This is a genomic window from Nonomuraea sp. NPDC004186 (genome assembly GCF_053603495.1).
The window spans coordinates 5,742-21,219 of record NZ_JBSGFQ010000118.1 but is presented as its reverse complement, the minus strand read 5'-3'; the positions used below and the strand labels follow the sequence as shown (position 1 = coordinate 21,219).

13 protein-coding genes and 1 tRNA gene are annotated in these 15,478 nt (G+C 64.7%); 2 read left to right on the top strand and 12 right to left on the bottom strand.

The window, feature by feature from the left end:
* The first annotated feature begins 15 nt into the window (after positions 1-15).
* Positions 16-627: a DUF305 domain-containing protein gene (locus ACWEPL_RS53395; protein WP_452441035.1), complete on the top strand. Its 612-nt coding sequence runs from the start codon at positions 16-18 to the stop codon at positions 625-627.
* 4 nt (positions 628-631) lie between these two features.
* On the opposite strand, the gene ACWEPL_RS53390 is transcribed toward ACWEPL_RS53395, so the two are convergent.
* Positions 632-1,048 carry an SsgA family sporulation/cell division regulator gene (locus ACWEPL_RS53390; RefSeq protein ID WP_103958541.1) on the bottom strand — a complete coding sequence of 139 codons (417 nt, stop codon included), beginning with the start codon at positions 1,046-1,048 and terminating at the stop codon, positions 632-634.
* Between the two features lie 549 nt (positions 1,049-1,597).
* Here ACWEPL_RS53390 and ACWEPL_RS53385 point away from each other — a divergent pair.
* Positions 1,598-1,672, top strand: a tRNA-Val gene (locus ACWEPL_RS53385).
* 102 nt (positions 1,673-1,774) lie between these two features.
* Here the strand turns inward: ACWEPL_RS53385 and ACWEPL_RS53380 are convergent.
* The 11 genes from ACWEPL_RS53380 to ACWEPL_RS53330 form a co-directional block, all read right to left on the bottom strand.
* Positions 1,775-2,605, bottom strand: coding sequence for a site-specific integrase (locus tag ACWEPL_RS53380; RefSeq protein ID WP_452441034.1), 831 nt, complete (start codon positions 2,603-2,605; stop codon positions 1,775-1,777).
* An 18-nt stretch (positions 2,606-2,623) separates the two neighbouring features.
* Positions 2,624-2,956, bottom strand: a complete 333-nt coding sequence (locus ACWEPL_RS53375; protein ID WP_452441033.1) for a hypothetical protein — start codon at positions 2,954-2,956, stop codon at positions 2,624-2,626.
* A 4-nt stretch (positions 2,957-2,960) separates the two neighbouring features.
* The gene (locus tag ACWEPL_RS53370; RefSeq protein ID WP_106240258.1) at positions 2,961-3,113 is read right to left on the bottom strand and encodes a CopG family ribbon-helix-helix protein; all 153 of its coding nucleotides are present in this window, start codon (positions 3,111-3,113) and stop codon (positions 2,961-2,963) included.
* A gap of 99 nt (positions 3,114-3,212) precedes the next feature.
* Complete coding sequence (locus ACWEPL_RS53365) at positions 3,213-3,389, bottom strand: helix-turn-helix domain-containing protein (protein ID WP_452441032.1); 177 nt, start codon at positions 3,387-3,389, stop codon at positions 3,213-3,215.
* A gap of 162 nt (positions 3,390-3,551) precedes the next feature.
* On the bottom strand, positions 3,552-4,109 hold the full coding sequence (locus ACWEPL_RS53360) for a hypothetical protein (RefSeq protein WP_452441031.1): 558 nt from the start codon (positions 4,107-4,109) through the stop codon (positions 3,552-3,554).
* 32 nt (positions 4,110-4,141) lie between these two features.
* A complete protein-coding gene (locus ACWEPL_RS53355) occupies positions 4,142-4,693 on the bottom strand; it encodes a hypothetical protein (protein WP_452441030.1) in 552 nt (183 codons plus the stop codon).
* Between the two features lie 423 nt (positions 4,694-5,116).
* A complete protein-coding gene (locus tag ACWEPL_RS53350) occupies positions 5,117-5,308 on the bottom strand; it encodes a hypothetical protein (protein ID WP_452441029.1) in 192 nt (63 codons plus the stop codon).
* 3 nt (positions 5,309-5,311) lie between these two features.
* Positions 5,312-5,476 (bottom strand): hypothetical protein, encoded by a 165-nt coding sequence (locus tag ACWEPL_RS53345; RefSeq protein WP_452441028.1) that lies wholly within the window; start codon positions 5,474-5,476, stop codon positions 5,312-5,314.
* 59 nt (positions 5,477-5,535) lie between these two features.
* Positions 5,536-5,670: a hypothetical protein gene (locus tag ACWEPL_RS53340; protein ID WP_452441027.1), complete on the bottom strand. Its 135-nt coding sequence runs from the start codon at positions 5,668-5,670 to the stop codon at positions 5,536-5,538.
* A 766-nt stretch (positions 5,671-6,436) separates the two neighbouring features.
* On the bottom strand, positions 6,437-6,931 hold the full coding sequence (locus ACWEPL_RS53335) for a hypothetical protein (RefSeq protein WP_452441026.1): 495 nt from the start codon (positions 6,929-6,931) through the stop codon (positions 6,437-6,439).
* Positions 6,932-6,963: 32 nt separating this feature from the next.
* Positions 6,964-14,178 (bottom strand): RHS repeat-associated core domain-containing protein, encoded by a 7,215-nt coding sequence (locus ACWEPL_RS53330; protein ID WP_452441025.1) that lies wholly within the window; start codon positions 14,176-14,178, stop codon positions 6,964-6,966.
* Between the last annotated feature and the right edge of the window lie 1,300 nt (positions 14,179-15,478).

The window sequence follows — 15,478 nt, the reverse complement described above, 5'->3', positions numbered from 1 at the left end:
GTCTTCATCACAGTTGTGACCACAATCGCCCTTGCCGCCTGCTCTCAGGAGCCCGCCGGTCCTTCCCCCGTGGGCACGGGGGCGCCGGTGATCGTGCCGGGGAGTCCGGGGGCCCCGGGCCGTACCGCGACGCCGGGGGAGCGGGTCGGGCAGACGCCCAGACCGACGGTGGCCTCGGACGTGCGCTTCGCCGAGGCCATGATCCCCCACCACCGCCAGGCCCTGGAGATGACCTCACTGGTGAACGACCGTACGACCACGGAGACCATCCGCGCGTTCGCCCGCCAGATCACCGCCGCCCAGACCCCGGAGATCAAGGCCATGACGGGCTGGCTGGCCGAGCTCGGCCGCTCCGCCCCGGACGGTCACACGCACACCCAGGCGGCGGGGTACGGCATGGCGACGCCAGAGGAGCTGAACGCGCTGCGCGCCACGAAGGGAGCGGCCTTCGACCGCATGTTCCTGCAGCTGATGACCAGGCACCACGAGGGAGCGGTCAAGATGGCGGGGGAGGAGCTGGCCACCGGCCGGGACCAGCGCATGCGATTGATGGCGAAGGACGTGTACTCGGGTCAGAGCATCGAGGTCGCCCGCATGCGCAAAGTCCTGGAAACGCTGCCTGGCTAGGGTGTCAGGAGGGCCAGAGCATGTTGGTCAGCTCGGCGTCGAGGTCCATGTAGTCCGTCTCACGGCCCGCGGGGACCTTCTCGTACGTACGGTGGAGGAACTCGGTGAGCGGGGCCAGCGGCACCTCGAAGAGCGCCTGCCCGAACGGGGACGTGAGACTGATGTGCAGCGTGCGCTCGCCATCGGCACGCGCGGGCCACACCTGCACATCGCCGTCGCCGACACGCCTCACGATGCCCACAGTGAGCAGTTCGCGAGCAAAGATCCACTCGACCGGCTCGTCATTCCCCACGTGGAAGGCCATGCGTATGGCGTAAGGATCGTCGGCTGTGTAACTCAGTCCGGCGAGCAGGGGGACGGTAGTACGGTCGGGGACCACAAGCCGAAGGCCAAGCTCGGCGGAGACGGTGGTGCTGTTCATCGTCAGCCAAACCTTTTCGTCGTAGGTCCCCTCTTCGGGGCTTTCACTGCTCTGACGGACTTCGTCCTGAGCTATGACGCGGAACGAAGAAACCTGTAGGAAAGATTCCGCTCCAGGGGCCTTCTGTAACGCACATCACAGCTGGACATTTAGGCATCTACCAGGCTAAACGTGATCAAATCGGGTCGTATTTGCGAGGGTTTTGCGTGTTGTGGAGCCTGTCCCGCCGCGCCGACCATGAACGTTTCTCACCAAAAGATCGCGATCGGTGCCTTACGGAACAGGACGATGGTATGCCACCGACCCACCCCGCCGGTGGGCAACCGCCGCGTTTCACCTGAATCCCTCCCACGGCCCCGTCGTCGTCACCCCGGAACCTCCCCCGATCCTCCCCGGAGCAACCCCAGAGCAACCGCGGAGCCACCTGCGAACCTCCTCGCATCCACCCCGCATCCACCCCGGACCCACCGCCCGGTCGCTTCGCTTCGCCAGCAGGTGCCAGAGTGCGGTATGGTTTTCCCCGTCGGCACCGCAAGGAGCCAACAGGGCGGGCGATTAGCTCAGCGGGAGAGCGCTTCGTTCACACCGAAGAGGTCACTGGTTCGATCCCAGTATCGCCCACCACGAAGATACAGATGAGACGGGGTTTCGGAGAGATCCGGAGCCCCGTTTTTCGTGTCTGGAAGTCGATGGGAGCCAATCGGGGAGCCATTTCACTCGGACTCTCTACCCGCGTCGGCTGTCGCCGAAGATGATGTTCATCGTGTGGGCACCTTTGGTGATCATCGGCCTGAGCTGGTGCCGGTAGACCGCTTCCGTGACGCTGGTGCCTGCATGCCCGACGAGATCGGCGATGGTCTCGATGGGCACGCCCTGGTCGCTCATGATGGAGACGAACGAGTGACGCAGTTCGCGGGGCGTCCAGGCAGTTCCGATCCCCGCTTGCTTGGTGATCCTGCGGAATGCCCGCCGCACGTTTGACGCGTCGAGCTGGGTGCCGACGCTCGTGCAGAACACCAGGTTGTGGTCTTGCCATGCCTCGCCGGCCTTGAGCTTGTGGGCGGCTTGGCGGACGTGGTGTTGCCGGAGGGCTTGCGCCGCCAGCTTGGGCAGTTCCAGCGTGCGCCTCGATTTACGGGTCTTGGTGTCACCTCCATCCCGGTCGGCACGCCATACGTAGATGGCGAACTTCCTGTGGTCGAACCCCACTTCGGTCACTGGTCGCCAGGACTTGCTGTCCGGTATCCAGGCGACGACGTGATCGCAGCGCAGCGCGCGGGCTTCCTCGGTGCGGATGCCAGTGGTGAGGCTGATCACCACGTACGCGTGGAGTTCGGACGACTTGGCGGCTTTGAGCACCGCTTCGGCTTGTTGCCGATTGAGTGCTTTACTCGGCCGGCCGTCCGTGCCCTTGGGCGTGGTGACCAGTTCGGCAACGTTCCTGAGCACCATGTCACGTGCCTGAGCTTGCCGGATGGCCCTCTTCAGCACGCCGTGAATCTCCCGCAGGGTGGTGGTAGCCAGCTTGCTGGCGAGCTGGTCAAGCCACTCATCCACGTGATCGGCACGTAGCTGCTAGAGTTTGATCTTTCCCAGCCGTGGGATGACGTGCGTCTCGGCGAGGATGCGTAGCTTGGTGACGGTGCTCTCGGATCGGCCCTTGAGACCCTTGCCGAGCCAGTCGTTGACGGCATCGCGCACGGTGTAGGTCTCCGATGCGGTGACGCCTGCCTCAAGGGCCTTAACGGCCTTGATCAGCTTGTCCTTGACCAGGGTCTTGGTCTTGCCCTTGCGCTTGAGGCGCTGGCGTTTGCCGTCGGGGCCGAACCCGAGGGAGATGGCTCCGGTGTAGCCGTCTCCCTCGGGATAGATGGTCGCTTCGTACTTGCCGATCAGGATCTTGGCCAAGGGATCACCCTTTCTCGTGCCGGTTGAGGTACTCCTCGATCGCCTTCCTGATCACCCACGACACATCTCGTTCCTGCGACTCTGCGTACTTGCGGAGACGGTCTTTCAGTTCTGTGTCCACGCGTACGGGAGGCAGGGTTGTTCGGTCGCTCGTCATTGACGGCTTCCTTTCGTGTCATGCAGTTATCAAGAGGCGACGGCCGGACGGTGGGTTGTGTCTCGCGTCCGGCCTATACGAACGGTGTAGCACGGCGTTCTACGCCTCGTCTATCGGTTCCAGCAAGGAAATGAAGTCGGCAAGGTGCTGGTCGGTGATCCGGCAAAGCTTGCCGATCTTGATGCTCTTGAGCTGCTGTGTGCGGAGTAGGTAGTAGACCTTGTCGCGTCCGATGCTCAGCATCTCTGCGACCTGTTCGACGGTGTATGCCTGCATGTGCATCCCCCTCTCGGTTGGTCGTGGGCGGCTCTCTTCCTTCGCGGGGTTCGCGTATTTCTGATTACGGACTGTGATGGTCCGTCCGTTCGTCCGTCCGCGCCTGTCACGCCCTATACACGCGCAGACGCGCGGACGGACGCGGACAACGGACGCGGACGATTACGGATCGTGTATCTCGGGGAGGGCGCGCCAGCGTCCCCGCGCGACCTGTTCGACCTGGCGCGCATGGCCTAGTTCCTGGAGGCGTTGGTAGACCCAGGTGCGACGCATACCGGTTGCACGTATGAGATCACCGATGCTTGTCCCGTCGTCGGGGGCCTGCCTCAGCGCGGTTGTCAGAGCCTCCTCGGCTTCCCGTACGGCGTTGTCGCGGGCGTGCCGGGGTGACGGCCAGACGGCGGGTTGTGGCGGCGGGGCGGGCGTCTCAGTCCCGCGTTGCAGGGCTTGAGCCGAGACCTCGTCGAGGGACGGGCGGTGTTCGGCGTGCCGTTCGGCGGTGGCCTGTACGCCCTCGTCGTCGAGGAGGTAGGTGCGGGCGCGGCGGGGGATGTCGTGTTCCGGAGAGCTGATCAGGAACTTGCCGGGGGCGTCGAGCTTGTGGGGATGCCAGCCGGCTTTGACCATGCCCTGGCCCAGGATGAGATCACCGTCGCGGGGTTCCCGGACGCGGAAGCACAGCCGGACATCCATCTGCGAGCGGACCGCGCTCTTGCCCATGGCGTCCTTGGAGGGGCGTTGGGTGGCGACGATCAGGTTGACACCGGTGCGCGGCCACGTCGGGCGATCGCGTCGGCGTAGTCGATGGCGCGTGGTGCCTCGCTGGCCAACTCGGCGTACTCGTCGATGACGATGATCAGCGCGGGCCGCTCTGGTGACGGTTCCCAGACGCGTTCGCCGCGTTTGGTGAGGTCGTCGGCCCGTCCGTCGAGGATGACCACGGCATCGGCCAGCAGGTTCTCTGCCTCTTGCGGGGTGGTGGCCAACCGGTCGATGCACGATGCCCAGGGCATTAGCTCCATGCCGCGCTTGAGGTCGACCGCCCACAAGATCACGTCTTGGCAGGCGGTCAGGTCTCCGAGAAGCACGTTCACACCGCCTGACTTGCCCGCCCCCGACATGCCCACGAACAGCCCATGCCGCCGCAGCAGGGGGACGCGGACGGGTGCGCCGTCTTCGAACAGCCCCAGCTTGGCGGGCTGGGTGATCGAGGTGATGGAGGGGCCTGGCCAGGCGATGGCGTCGGCGTGCGGGTCGGTTTCGATGACTCGTACATCGGCGCGGTTCGCCTGTTTGGTGGCCACCGGTTGGACGCTGATGCCGCCGCGTGTGGTGCCGAGAGCCGATTCGAGGCGAGGGACGGCGCTGACCGCATCTTCTACGGTCTGGCCGAGTCCCAGCCCGAGGCGAAAGCGGTAGCCCCACAGGTCTACGATCGCGGACTGGACGCGGGATCCAGTCAGGCCGACCGCTTTGGCGATGTCGGGCCAGGCGGCCAGCGCACACCGACCACGAGCACCAGCGGAATCGTCACCGTCATAGGGACGTCACCTCCTCTCACGGGATTTGACGGGGTGGTCGAGGAGTGGGGCTAGATGCCGTTGTGCCGGGACCTGCGGCGGCACCAGCGCCACCGGGCGCGGCACTTGCGGCACTGCAGGGTTCTGGGCGTGGCAGCTCCGCACAGGCATCGGCCAGGCTGGAATGGGAGGGCTCGTATCAGGGGTTCACCTCCTCCCGGGACAGGCAGCCGGCGGGCAGTGATGGGCGTGCGTGCCCACGAGGCGGCGGCTCAACGTTCCGGTGGGGGCGTGTCGGCGGTCCTCAACGCGGATCACGGTGACCAGCACCGCGAACAGCGCCAGCGTGCCGACCGACAGGGCCAGGCCCAGGAACACGACGAACAGTCCGAAGTCCATCGCTCACGCCCCCTCGATCTCGTCGAGGGTGATCGCGTCGCGGTAGGAGTCCAGGGCCTGGCGACGGGCCACGGCCGCCTGCGTGACGTGGAGGGCTTCGTAACAGACCGCGCCGAACGTCGCACCGGCGACGTGATGTCCGCCCTGGATCGCGGGAGTGACGCCCAACAGCGCGGCAACCCGCCCGACTTCGGCGATCGCCTCCGTCTCCGTGGTGGCGTCGGTGTCTAGAGCGTGTGGACCGACACCCGTACCGTTCCGTACCTGGGAACGGGCAGCTGCGAGTGGCTGTCCAGGAAAGCGGCGAGCGTGCGTAGTCCCGCGATCAGGTCGCGGCGCCGGTGGCGCTGAGCTGGGCTCATCTAGATCACTTCCCTTCCGTTTCCGGTGACCTACGAGGTGAAGTAGGTTTCGGGGAAGGGGTGAACCCATCGCGCGGTGTGATCGTGCAGTGAGATCAAAAACATCCGGCGATGAGATGGATCAGATCCTTCGGTGAGATAAACCCCAGCTCACGACGCCAGACGCAAAGGGATCCCCGACAGAGCTCTTGGGACTGGCACTCCTCTGGAGGCGTCGCCGTGTTGAGGCTCCTGCGGCTCTCCCTCGCCGAGATCCGCCGTGTTCTGGCCCGGCTGTTCATTCCTGCGGCCAATGCTATCGATCACGTCCTGGCCTGGTGAGAATCCCGGCGGCTTCACCAGACGCGCGCCCTGACCAGCCACTTTCGGCAGCGCGGCGATCCACTCCCACCGGATCTACGAATGTAGTACCTGTATCGGACGGGAGACCTTGAGGATGCCGTTGAAGCCCTGCGCGAGTCGGCGGAGGTGGACTGGGAGGCCGTGGCCGTACAACCAGGCCAGCTCCCAATCACGTCCCGGCCGACGCCGTGCTGCTGGACGCCGGTCCTGTCGGCAAACTGCGTGTGCGCGCTCGACTCAACCGGACGATCAACCACGGGCCAGCCTTGACCGATCAAGGTCAAGGCCTGGTAAGTATAACGACTCTTGACGCGCCTTCGACAATTCTACTTAAATTCTGTGAAAATGTTCAATTTTGTGGCATTGTTGGGAATTCTGCTAATAACGGCCATGTCGAATATGAACGATCTTCTCAAACGCGCACTCAGCAATGGAGTCGAGCCCGCGCCTTGAACTCGCCGTCGGTCAGAAGGACATTCTTGTCGCGGTCGGACAGGTACTCCTGGATCAAAATTCTGTCGAGCGGAATGTCCTTCTTCGCCTTGGTCGTGAAATCAACAGGGCTGAGCATGGCATTAGTTTTCGAGGAATAAGCGGCAACTCTATACTTCACCCCGTCCTCGAACTTCAGGTTTCCTTTCCGGAGAGACCACCCGGCGGGTATCTCCTCCAAGTTCAGGGAGGCGCTGTCGCCGGTCAGCGACGGCGCCTTGATGTCTGCCTGGTCCTGCAGTTCGCCAGCAGTGTCGTAACGGTAGACCCGCACGCCGTCCGGGGCGCTCCCACACCAGGACGTCACCATCACGAGCTGCCCGTCGGCAGTCACGGTGACCCCGGTCGCGCCCATCTGCGCCGGGCTGCCGTAGCCACAGGCCACCAGCAGGAAGCTGAGCGTCAGAAAGGTTATGGTCCTCTTCATGCGATGGATCCTCGCGACAGTGTTACGGTATGTCAACAGACGTACCGGCCGTCATCCAGGCCCGCTTCTATTTCAAAGCGGTTCTTGCATGCGTTGGATCCGGCGGCCGCATAGAGGATGGGGAAGGTGAACCAGTATCCAGTTTGATTGGCATAGTAGTACCACTGGTCGCGATGAATCTTCTCGTGTTTGGCAAGCTTCTCGTCGATTTCCTTCGACCATAGCCTGGTGACGAATACGCCGGCGATCGTGTAACCGCTACGCCCCTTCGGGATATACTTATCCGGCATCCCCTTACACATCAGCATCCCTCGATGTGTGCCGCAATTTCCCCCTACCAAATCGGCCCAGTCCATAACGGCGCGTTCTACGTCTCTGAGGTTGCTATTGGCGAATATAGCGGCGACGATGTTTTTGGGTATGTAAGGGTAGAGCTTACGGAAGGCTTTTTCTCCGACCTCGGTCGCCTTGGCGCCAAGATCTTTGATGAATTGGACGGCAGCCCCTACTCCGTTCTGCATGCTGTTGAATACGCCCTCGAGCCATTCGGGGATTCCTGCCTTTTTCGCCGCCGAATCCCCCGCAGCCGGGCCGGACGCTATGTATTGGTCGAGGTCGCCAGCTGCCAGCATTGCCAGTCCTGCAAGGATCTGATATTCCTCAGCGGACTTGAGGTCAGGCACGTAGAGCTCCAGGAAGTAGTCTTGTGCTTCCTTCGACATCTTCCAATAGGGCACACCCTTCTCGACTGGCCTGCCGTTATGCATGACCTTCCAGCCCAATCTCTGAAGTTCGTCATCACCCAGCCAGAATTTCTTTTCGTTCTCAAGCTCGATCATCCGGGCCCAGCTCGGGTCGACAATGGCTCCGCCGCAGCCCCAGATCATGCAGGCGATAGCTCCGCCGCCCTCTTCTCGGCCGCAGCTGCCGATGCACTGTCCGCCGCCTGATGATCCGGAACTGCTGTAGCCGCCTGCGGGGATGGTGGTGTAGCCGCTCGATCCGGAGCCACCGTAGCCGGCGCCGCTGTAACCGGACCCGGAGAGCCCGGAGAGCGAGCCGCTGTCGATGACGGTGGCGTGGCCGGTGGGGTCGGTGCCGGTGAGAGGTGAGGCGTTGGCGTAGGTGTAGCGGTTGGCCTGGACGGACGGATTGGGGTTGAGGTCTGCGGTGTCGCGGCTGGTGAAGGTGCCGGTGCCGGGCTGGTACCAGCGGGCGTGCATGTTGACCTTGCCGGTGTCCGGGTCGGTGTACTCGCCCTGGTAGCCAAGGTTCGTCTTGGTGCCGGTTTGGGCGGTTACCGTGCCGAATGGGTCGTAGGCGGCAGATGTCTGCAGGCTGGTGGTATAGGTGGCTACCAGGTCGCCGTGCAGGTCGCTCAGCGTCGCCACCGCGGCGCCGGTGCCCTCCTTCAGGCCGAGCAGGCTTCCGACAGCGTCGCGGGAGTACTTGGCCTGGACGGTGCCGCCGCTGTCGCTGATGGCGGCCAGGTCGTTGCTCAGCCCGCTGTAGGCGAAGGTGTACTTGGCGGTGCCGCGGATGCGGCTCGTCATCCGGTCCATGGCGTCGTAGCTGTAGAGGCTGTCGCCGTCGGCGATGAGCCGATCGAAGGCGTCGAAGGTGTACTGGGTGGTGGCGCCCGCCTTGGTGCTGGTCGCCAGCGCGCCGCGCGGCGTGTAGGTGTAGTCGATGCCGTCGCCGGAGGTGAGACGGTTGCGCTCGTCATAGGTGAACGTCGCGTTGCCAGCCTTGGTCCGGTTGCCGGCGGCGTCCCACTCATACGCGGTGACCGCGCCGCCTGGGGCGGTCCAAGACGTGAGGCGGCCGGCGTGGTCGTAGCCGTAGGTGTTGGCGCCCGCTCCGGCGGTACCGGCAGTGGTCTTGGTGGTGAGGTTGTTGTCGTCGTCCCACCCGTAGGTGATCTGGGCAAGCTGGGTGCCGGAGCCGTTCTTCAAAGTCTGGCCGGTGACCCGGTCCATGTCGTCGTAATCAATGGTCTGGGTGCTGGCCGTGCCGCTGGTGGCGGTGATGGTCTTCAACCGGCTGGCCGGGTCGTAGCCGTAGGTGAGGGTGCGGCTGGTGACCGGGTCCGTGGCGGTTTGGAGGCGGTTGGCGTTGTCCCAGGTGAAGGCGGCGGTGCCGGCGGCATCGGTGCGCTGGGTGGGGTTGCCGAGGCCGTCATAGCTGTACGCGGTCTCCTGCGTGGAGCCGCGGGAGACCTTAAGCGGCAGGCCCCGGTCGTTGAAGTCGACGGTCAGGTCGCCTGCGGTGATCGGGCGGCCCGCCAGGTCGTAACCGAAGGTGCGTTCGGCGCTGGTGGCGCCGCCGCCCGCGCCGGTTTCCTTGGTGAGGCGGCCCAGGTGGTCGAAGGTGCGGTCGATGCGTACGCCGCCGGGCTGGATGGTGGCTACCTGGTTGCCTGCCTTGTCGTAGATCTGAGTCCAGGTGCGGTCGGCCGGGTTCGGGTGGGCGGTGGTGGACGGTTCGGCCACCGTCTCGACCAGGCCGAGGCTGTTGTAGCTGGTCCAGGTGGCGTTGCCGCGGCCGTCGGTGAGGCGGGTGCGAGCACCGGTGGCGTCGTAGCCGAAGCTCGTGGTGATCTGCTCGGTGGACGAGACCGGTTCAGTGAGCGAGGTGTTCCGGTTCAGCGCGTCGAAGGTCTGCTTGGTGACGTGGCCCTCGGGGGAGGTGGCGCTGATCTGGTTGCCTGCCGCGTCGTAGCCGTAGCCGAACGTTCGCTGCACCGCACCGCCGGAGTCCAGGTCCTTGGCCGCGGTCTTGCGCCCGGCCAGGTCGTATTCGGTGGTGGTGGCGTTGCCGTTCGGGTCGGTGGTCTTGGTCAGGCGGCCGGCCAGGTCGTAGTCCATGGTGGTCTTGTTGGTCAGCGGGTCTGTCACGGTTGCGACCTCGCCCGCGGCATTCACGGTGTACGACGTCGTCTTGCTGCCCGGGGCGGTCTGCTTGAGCAGGCGTCCTGCGTTGTCGTACTCCATGGTGGTGGTGTAACTGGCCGCGGCGGGCTTGCGTTCGATCTGCGTGGCGGTGATCTGGCGGCCGAGGTCGTCGTAGGTGGCCTCGCTGCGCCCGCCGTTCGGGTTGACGGTTGCCAGCTTCTCTCCGGCCAGGTCGTACTCGGTCACCCACGTGCCCGCCGGCTGCCCGTCCGGAGCCGGGTCGGTGACGCGGACTCGGCGGCCGAGCCTGTCGTAGTCGAACGTGGTCGTGTAGCCGCGCGGATCGGTGGTGGAGATCAGTTGCCCGGCGTCGTCGTAGGCGTAGGAGGTGGCCCGGGTGAGAGCGGTGCCGCCGGGTGGGGTGTAGTCGGGCGCGCGTCGGCTGGTCAGGCGGCCGACCTTGTCAAAGGCCGAGGTCACAGTGCGGCCTTCGGCGTCCGTCTCATGGGTCTTTGCACCGAGGGTGTCGTAGCCGAAGTGGGCCGCGGGGTGCGCATCGGCAGCTGTACCAGCCTTGTCCACTTTGACCTGCGGGCCAGTCGCCTCAATCAGACGTCCCAACGCGTCATAGCGCATTTCGGTGGTGAAGTCGGCCTTGGTGGCGCCGTCGGCGTTGCCGCGCGGGTCGGTGATCGCGGTGGTCAGTCCGCGGTCGTCGATCGTCCAGGTGGTGACGAGGTCCTGGTCGCCGTTCTCGATCGTCTGGCGGGTGCGGATGCCTGCGACGTTGTAGGCGTAGCTGGAGGTTTCCTCGCGGGTGCTGCCGGCGCCGGTCCAGGTTTCCTTGGTGGTCAGGCCGTTGGCGTCGTATTCGTAGGCGGTCTTGCGCTTGAGCGTGGCCGGATCGAGCGTGACTGAGGTGAGCCGGCCCGCGGCGTCGTAGACGTAATCGGTAGTGGCAAGACCCACGCCAGTGCTGGGGTCCACTCCGGTCACCTGCTTGATAAGGTTGCCCGCCGCGTCGTAGGTATCCGCTGCCAGCAGCACGTCCTTGGGAGTGGGAGAACCGTTCAGCTTGACATCGTCGCCGGTCACCTGTGCTAGGCGGTTGTCGGCGTAGTAGGCGTAGGAGGTCTTGCGGCCCATCGCGTCCACCCGCGCGGCCAGACGACCACCGGGGTCGTAGGAGAACGCCTCCAAGTCGATTTCCTTGGCTGGCTGCGGGTTGACTGGGCTGCCGGTCCAGTTCATCAGCTTCCGGGAGGCCAGCTCGCCGCGCTTGGTGTAGGTGTAGCCGAACACCGAACCGACCTCGTTGGTGAGGGTCGTCTGCAGGCCGAGCGTGTCCCAGCCGGTGCGGACCACACCGCCCTCGGGATCGGTGCTGGTCTCCTGATGGCCGTAGGCGTCATAAGTGTAGGTCGTGGCCCGCGCCGGGTCACCGCCCGTCAGGTCGGTGACGGTCTTGGTGAGCGTGCGGCCGTCCGAGTCGTAGGTGTAGCTCGTCTTCGCTGCGTGCGTGACACCCGTGATCTCGTTCTTCACGCCCGGTGCCGTCTGCGTGGCCAGCCGACCGAGATCGTCGTAGGTGATGGCGGTCTTGACCCCATCCGGATGGGCCTGCGAGACCTCCGACTTCTCCCGAATCCGACCCAGCGCGTCGTAACTCAGCTTGACCAAGAGTCCCTTAGGATCGCGCTGCTCGGCCAAGTCGCCGGCCGCGGTGTAGGCGTAGGTGGTCTCGTTGCCTTTGAAATCCTTAGCTGACTTCACCAAGCCCGCGGGCATGGTGCCGCCGCCGACCGCGGGCTCGGTACCGTCGGTGTAGGTCTTGCTCGTGTTGCGACCGGTCGGGAAATCTTCCGTGGCCGGAGTGGTGACCTTGATCTCTTCGCCGAAGGCGTTGTGAACCCACGAGGTCTGGTATGTGTCGTCGGTCGGTGACGCCGACCGTGCATCCCGGCGGGCGGTCCTCAGATCATTGCGCGGGTTAAACGGATTGTCTGCATCGATGAAGTAGCTGTAGTACTCCATCGAACAGTTCGCGCCAGCCGTACGGCAGGTCTCCTTCGACAGCAGGTTCCCGCGCGCGTCGTAGGCGAACTCGACCACGTTGTTGTTGGGGTCGAACACCTTGGCTGGGTATCCGCCGACGTCATAGGCCCACTTCGTGGTCGCCCCCACCTGGTCGCTCTCCGATACCGGCCGGTTACCGCGCTGTGCATCGCTTACGTACGTGACGATGCCATTGCGCGGATCCGTCACCGTCACGGTGGCGAAGGTGGAGATGGTGGTCTGCTTGGCATATACCGGCTCCGACAACGTCCACTTGCCGCCGTTGGCGTCAACGTGCGTCATCAGACGGCCACCGTCAGCGGCGTAGGTGTTGTCCGCGTAGACCCGCCCCGACGGCAGCGTGACCTTGGTCAGCTGCGGCTGGGCGTTGCGTGCGGCGTAGTGCCGCTGGACCGTCGGCGCGCCAAGCGGCTTGCCGTACACCGCGACCTCATCGATGTCGCCGTTGAACGGGAACGCCTTGGTCGAGGTGGTCGTGGCCGGCCACGCCGTACTGCCGTAGCCAGACCCGATCCGGGTCTCCCACTGATCACCCTGCTTGATCTCGCCGGACAGGGTGCCGATCTGGGCGCCGTCCAGGAACAGGGTCTGGCTGTCCTTGCGGCTCGACAGCACCACGTGATGCCAGGTGCCGTCGTTCACCGCAGCGGTTGAGGTGATCGGGGTGTGCGCGCCGGTGTAGAACTGGCCGCGCAGCTTGCCGTCAGTGCCGACATAAACCACCGGGGTGAACGCCGACGGGATGTTGTCGGCCGAATTCTGCATCTCGATGATCGTGCCGGAGGCAGTGGTCTTGAACCACGCCTCCACCGCCAGTTCACCACCCTGACCACTGATCGTCGAGCGGGGCAGTTGCACGAAGGTAGAGGTGGCCGCGCCCTTGAACCGCATCGCCGGATCCGGCGACCCGGCTAACGCACCCGCCACACCCACGCCCAGATCGGCCGGGGTGGTGCCGGTGAGCTTGGCCTGCTCCTCGGTGATGTTCCAGCCCGCCGAGGATGCGACCTTCGTCCCCGTCGTGGTGGCAGTTTCGTTCAGCCGGTAGTAGTACTCCGGCGCCGAGTCCAGCACGATGCTCTTGTACCGCGAAGCCGGCATGTAGGCGTAGGTGGTGCATGCGGTGTTCGAGGTCGGCGGGCACACCTTGACGAGTTGGTCGCCTTCATAGGCGTAGGTCCAGGTCAGCGCCTTACCATCGACCGGGTCGGTGGACACGCTGCTCACGTGTCTGCCCGTCCAGGCGAACGTCAGCGACCGGCCCCCTGTCGCGGTCACCTTGGTCAGTTTGCCGTCTGCGTCGCGGGTGAGGTCCTGAGACCGTCCCCGATGGTCAGTGATCTTGGAGAGACGGCCGGAGGCGTCGAACCAGTAGGACGTGGCGGACTTGTCCATCAGCCGCCAACCGCCCGCCGTCTCCGCGGCCAGAGTGGCGAACGTGCCCGCTGGGGCGGCGAAGCTGCCGTCGCCCTTGGGGGCAAACCGAAATTGCTCGCCCGAGGGGTAGGTCACCAGCAGGTAGCCCTGTGGCTCGACCTCGATCCACATGTCCCACCGGGTGGTCCAGCCCGCGCCGAACACACCGTCGGTGCGCGGTTGGAGGCTGTTGTAGGTACGGGTCACCGACAGCGGCGGACCCACCACCGCCACCGTAGCGTCGGTTGCCGTGTGGGCATAGTTGCCCGAGACGTGGTTGAAGTCCCGGCCCTGCGTTCCGCCCCCGAGCAGCGAGTTGATGGTGCCCTGCTCCGGCGACGGGGTGAAGGCTCGCCAGGACGATGTCACGGTCGTGTACGTGGTGGCGGCCTTGGCCATCCACGAATACGTCTTACCCCACGCCAGTTTCTTGTCTGGTACCTGCCACGCCCCTGCCGTGGTCCAATCCGGGGAGCTTTCACACCAGGTCCAGTTCGGCGCACTACCCTCGCACACCTGGAACCAGTACTTCACCGGCGCTTCGTTCAACGGGCGGGCATTGGCCGACAACACCGGGGTCAGCGAATCCACCTGGGTGTTGTTCGCCGGAGAGAAAGTCTCGAAGGGCAGCGCGCTTACCTTGGCGTAAACCCAATCCGACCACGGGCCGTTTATGCCCGAGGTGGTGATCGCCCGGGCGCGCCAACGGAACAACCAGCCATCCTTCAGCTTGTCGGCAGGGATGGCGATCCATGCATTCGTGCCGGTGGCGTAGGTAGTCGTCGAGGTGCCCGCCCAGATCTGGCCCGTTCCCTGCTCGGCGACAGTGGGGTCATGTTCGACCTCGACCCCGAGTTTCATCGGCCGGTTCTCTGGGTCAGTCACCTTCCCATACAGCCACGGCGTCAAGGTGGCAGCCGTCCACGACGCCGTACCTCTCACAGCAGGATCCACACCCAAGCCCTCAATCGACGGCTTCTTCAAGTCGATCCTGGTCGATTGCCACTCTGACCACGGTCCTGCGACACCGGAGGTGGTCTCGCCGCGGATGCGCCATCGCACCTGCCAGCCGTCACTCAATTTGCCAGTGGGAATCTGTACCCACGCATTCGAACCCGAGTCGTAAGCCTTCGATCCCTTGCCCGCCCAGATCTGCCCCGTGCCCTGACTCGTCGTTGCGGGATCGTGTTCAATCTCAACGCTCAGGTACGACCCGCGTGCCTCGGGATCACTAACCTTCGCGTATACCCACGGCGTCAGTGACGAGACCGTCCATAGACCTGAGCCCTGTGTACCTGGAGTAACTCCTAGCCCAGCGACAGAGGGCTTCTTCAGGTCGACTCTGGCCGATTGCCACTCCGACCACACACCATTCGTCCCCGTCGTGGTGACTCCTCGCACTCGCCAGCGGATCAACCACCCATCTGCGAACTTCCCGGTAGGCGCTTGCACCCAGGCATTGGAGCCCGACGCGTACGAGGTCTCTCCCCTACCAGCCCAGATAAGCCCACTGCCCTGTCCTGACGACAATGGATCATGCTCGATCTCCGCATCAAGGTACGATGCGGAACCTCCGGGATCGGTCACCTTCATATACAGCCAAGGCGTCAACGACGACAGAACCCAGGTGCCCGAGCCTTGAGTCGCGGGCAAGGCCCCGAGCCCATTTCCTGCTGGCCTGTTCACCTCCACTTTTCCGGTCTGCCATTCCGACCATGGCCCAGCAACTGAGGATGTCGAGCTTCCTGCCAGCCCTCGGATGCGCCATCGGATCAGCCATCCGTCCTGGAGCTTGCCCGATGGCATGAACGAGGTGCCGATGCTTGTTGAGCAGAATCCGGTGGTGAAAGAGCTTTGGGTCGACCAGATGGGTCCGCTGCCTTGGCCAGCAGCTGATGGATCGTGTTCTACTTCGACGGCTACGGCCATTCCACGGCACTCGGGGTCGGTGACGTTTGCCGAGAACGCCGGCGTCAGTGTTGAGTAGGTCCACAGTCCCGATGCCAACTGTCCCGACGACGACAGACCCCCTACTGTCGGCTTATTGGTGTCGACCTTGCCTGCCTGCCATTCCGACCATGGCCCAGCAACTGAGGATGTCGAGCTTCCTGCCAGCCCTCGGATGCGCCATCGGATCAGCCATCCGTCCTGGAGCTTGCCC

Coding starts and splice junctions, on each gene's coding strand:
- ACWEPL_RS53390 (WP_103958541.1), bottom strand. CDS start 1,048: ATGAACAGCACCACCGTCTCCGCCGAGCTTGGCCTTCGGCTTGTGGTC.
- ACWEPL_RS53370 (WP_106240258.1), bottom strand. CDS start 3,113: ATGACGAGCGACCGAACAACCCTGCCTCCCGTACGCGTGGACACAGAA.
- ACWEPL_RS53365 (WP_452441032.1), bottom strand. CDS start 3,389: ATGCAGGCATACACCGTCGAACAGGTCGCAGAGATGCTGAGCATCGGA.
- ACWEPL_RS53360 (WP_452441031.1), bottom strand. CDS start 4,109: ATGGGCAAGAGCGCGGTCCGCTCGCAGATGGATGTCCGGCTGTGCTTC.
- ACWEPL_RS53350 (WP_452441029.1), bottom strand. CDS start 5,308: ATGGACTTCGGACTGTTCGTCGTGTTCCTGGGCCTGGCCCTGTCGGTC.
- ACWEPL_RS53340 (WP_452441027.1), bottom strand. CDS start 5,670: ATGAGCCCAGCTCAGCGCCACCGGCGCCGCGACCTGATCGCGGGACTA.
- ACWEPL_RS53335 (WP_452441026.1), bottom strand. CDS start 6,931: ATGAAGAGGACCATAACCTTTCTGACGCTCAGCTTCCTGCTGGTGGCC.
- ACWEPL_RS53330 (WP_452441025.1), bottom strand. CDS start 14,178: ATGAAACTCGGGGTCGAGGTCGAACATGACCCCACTGTCGCCGAGCAG.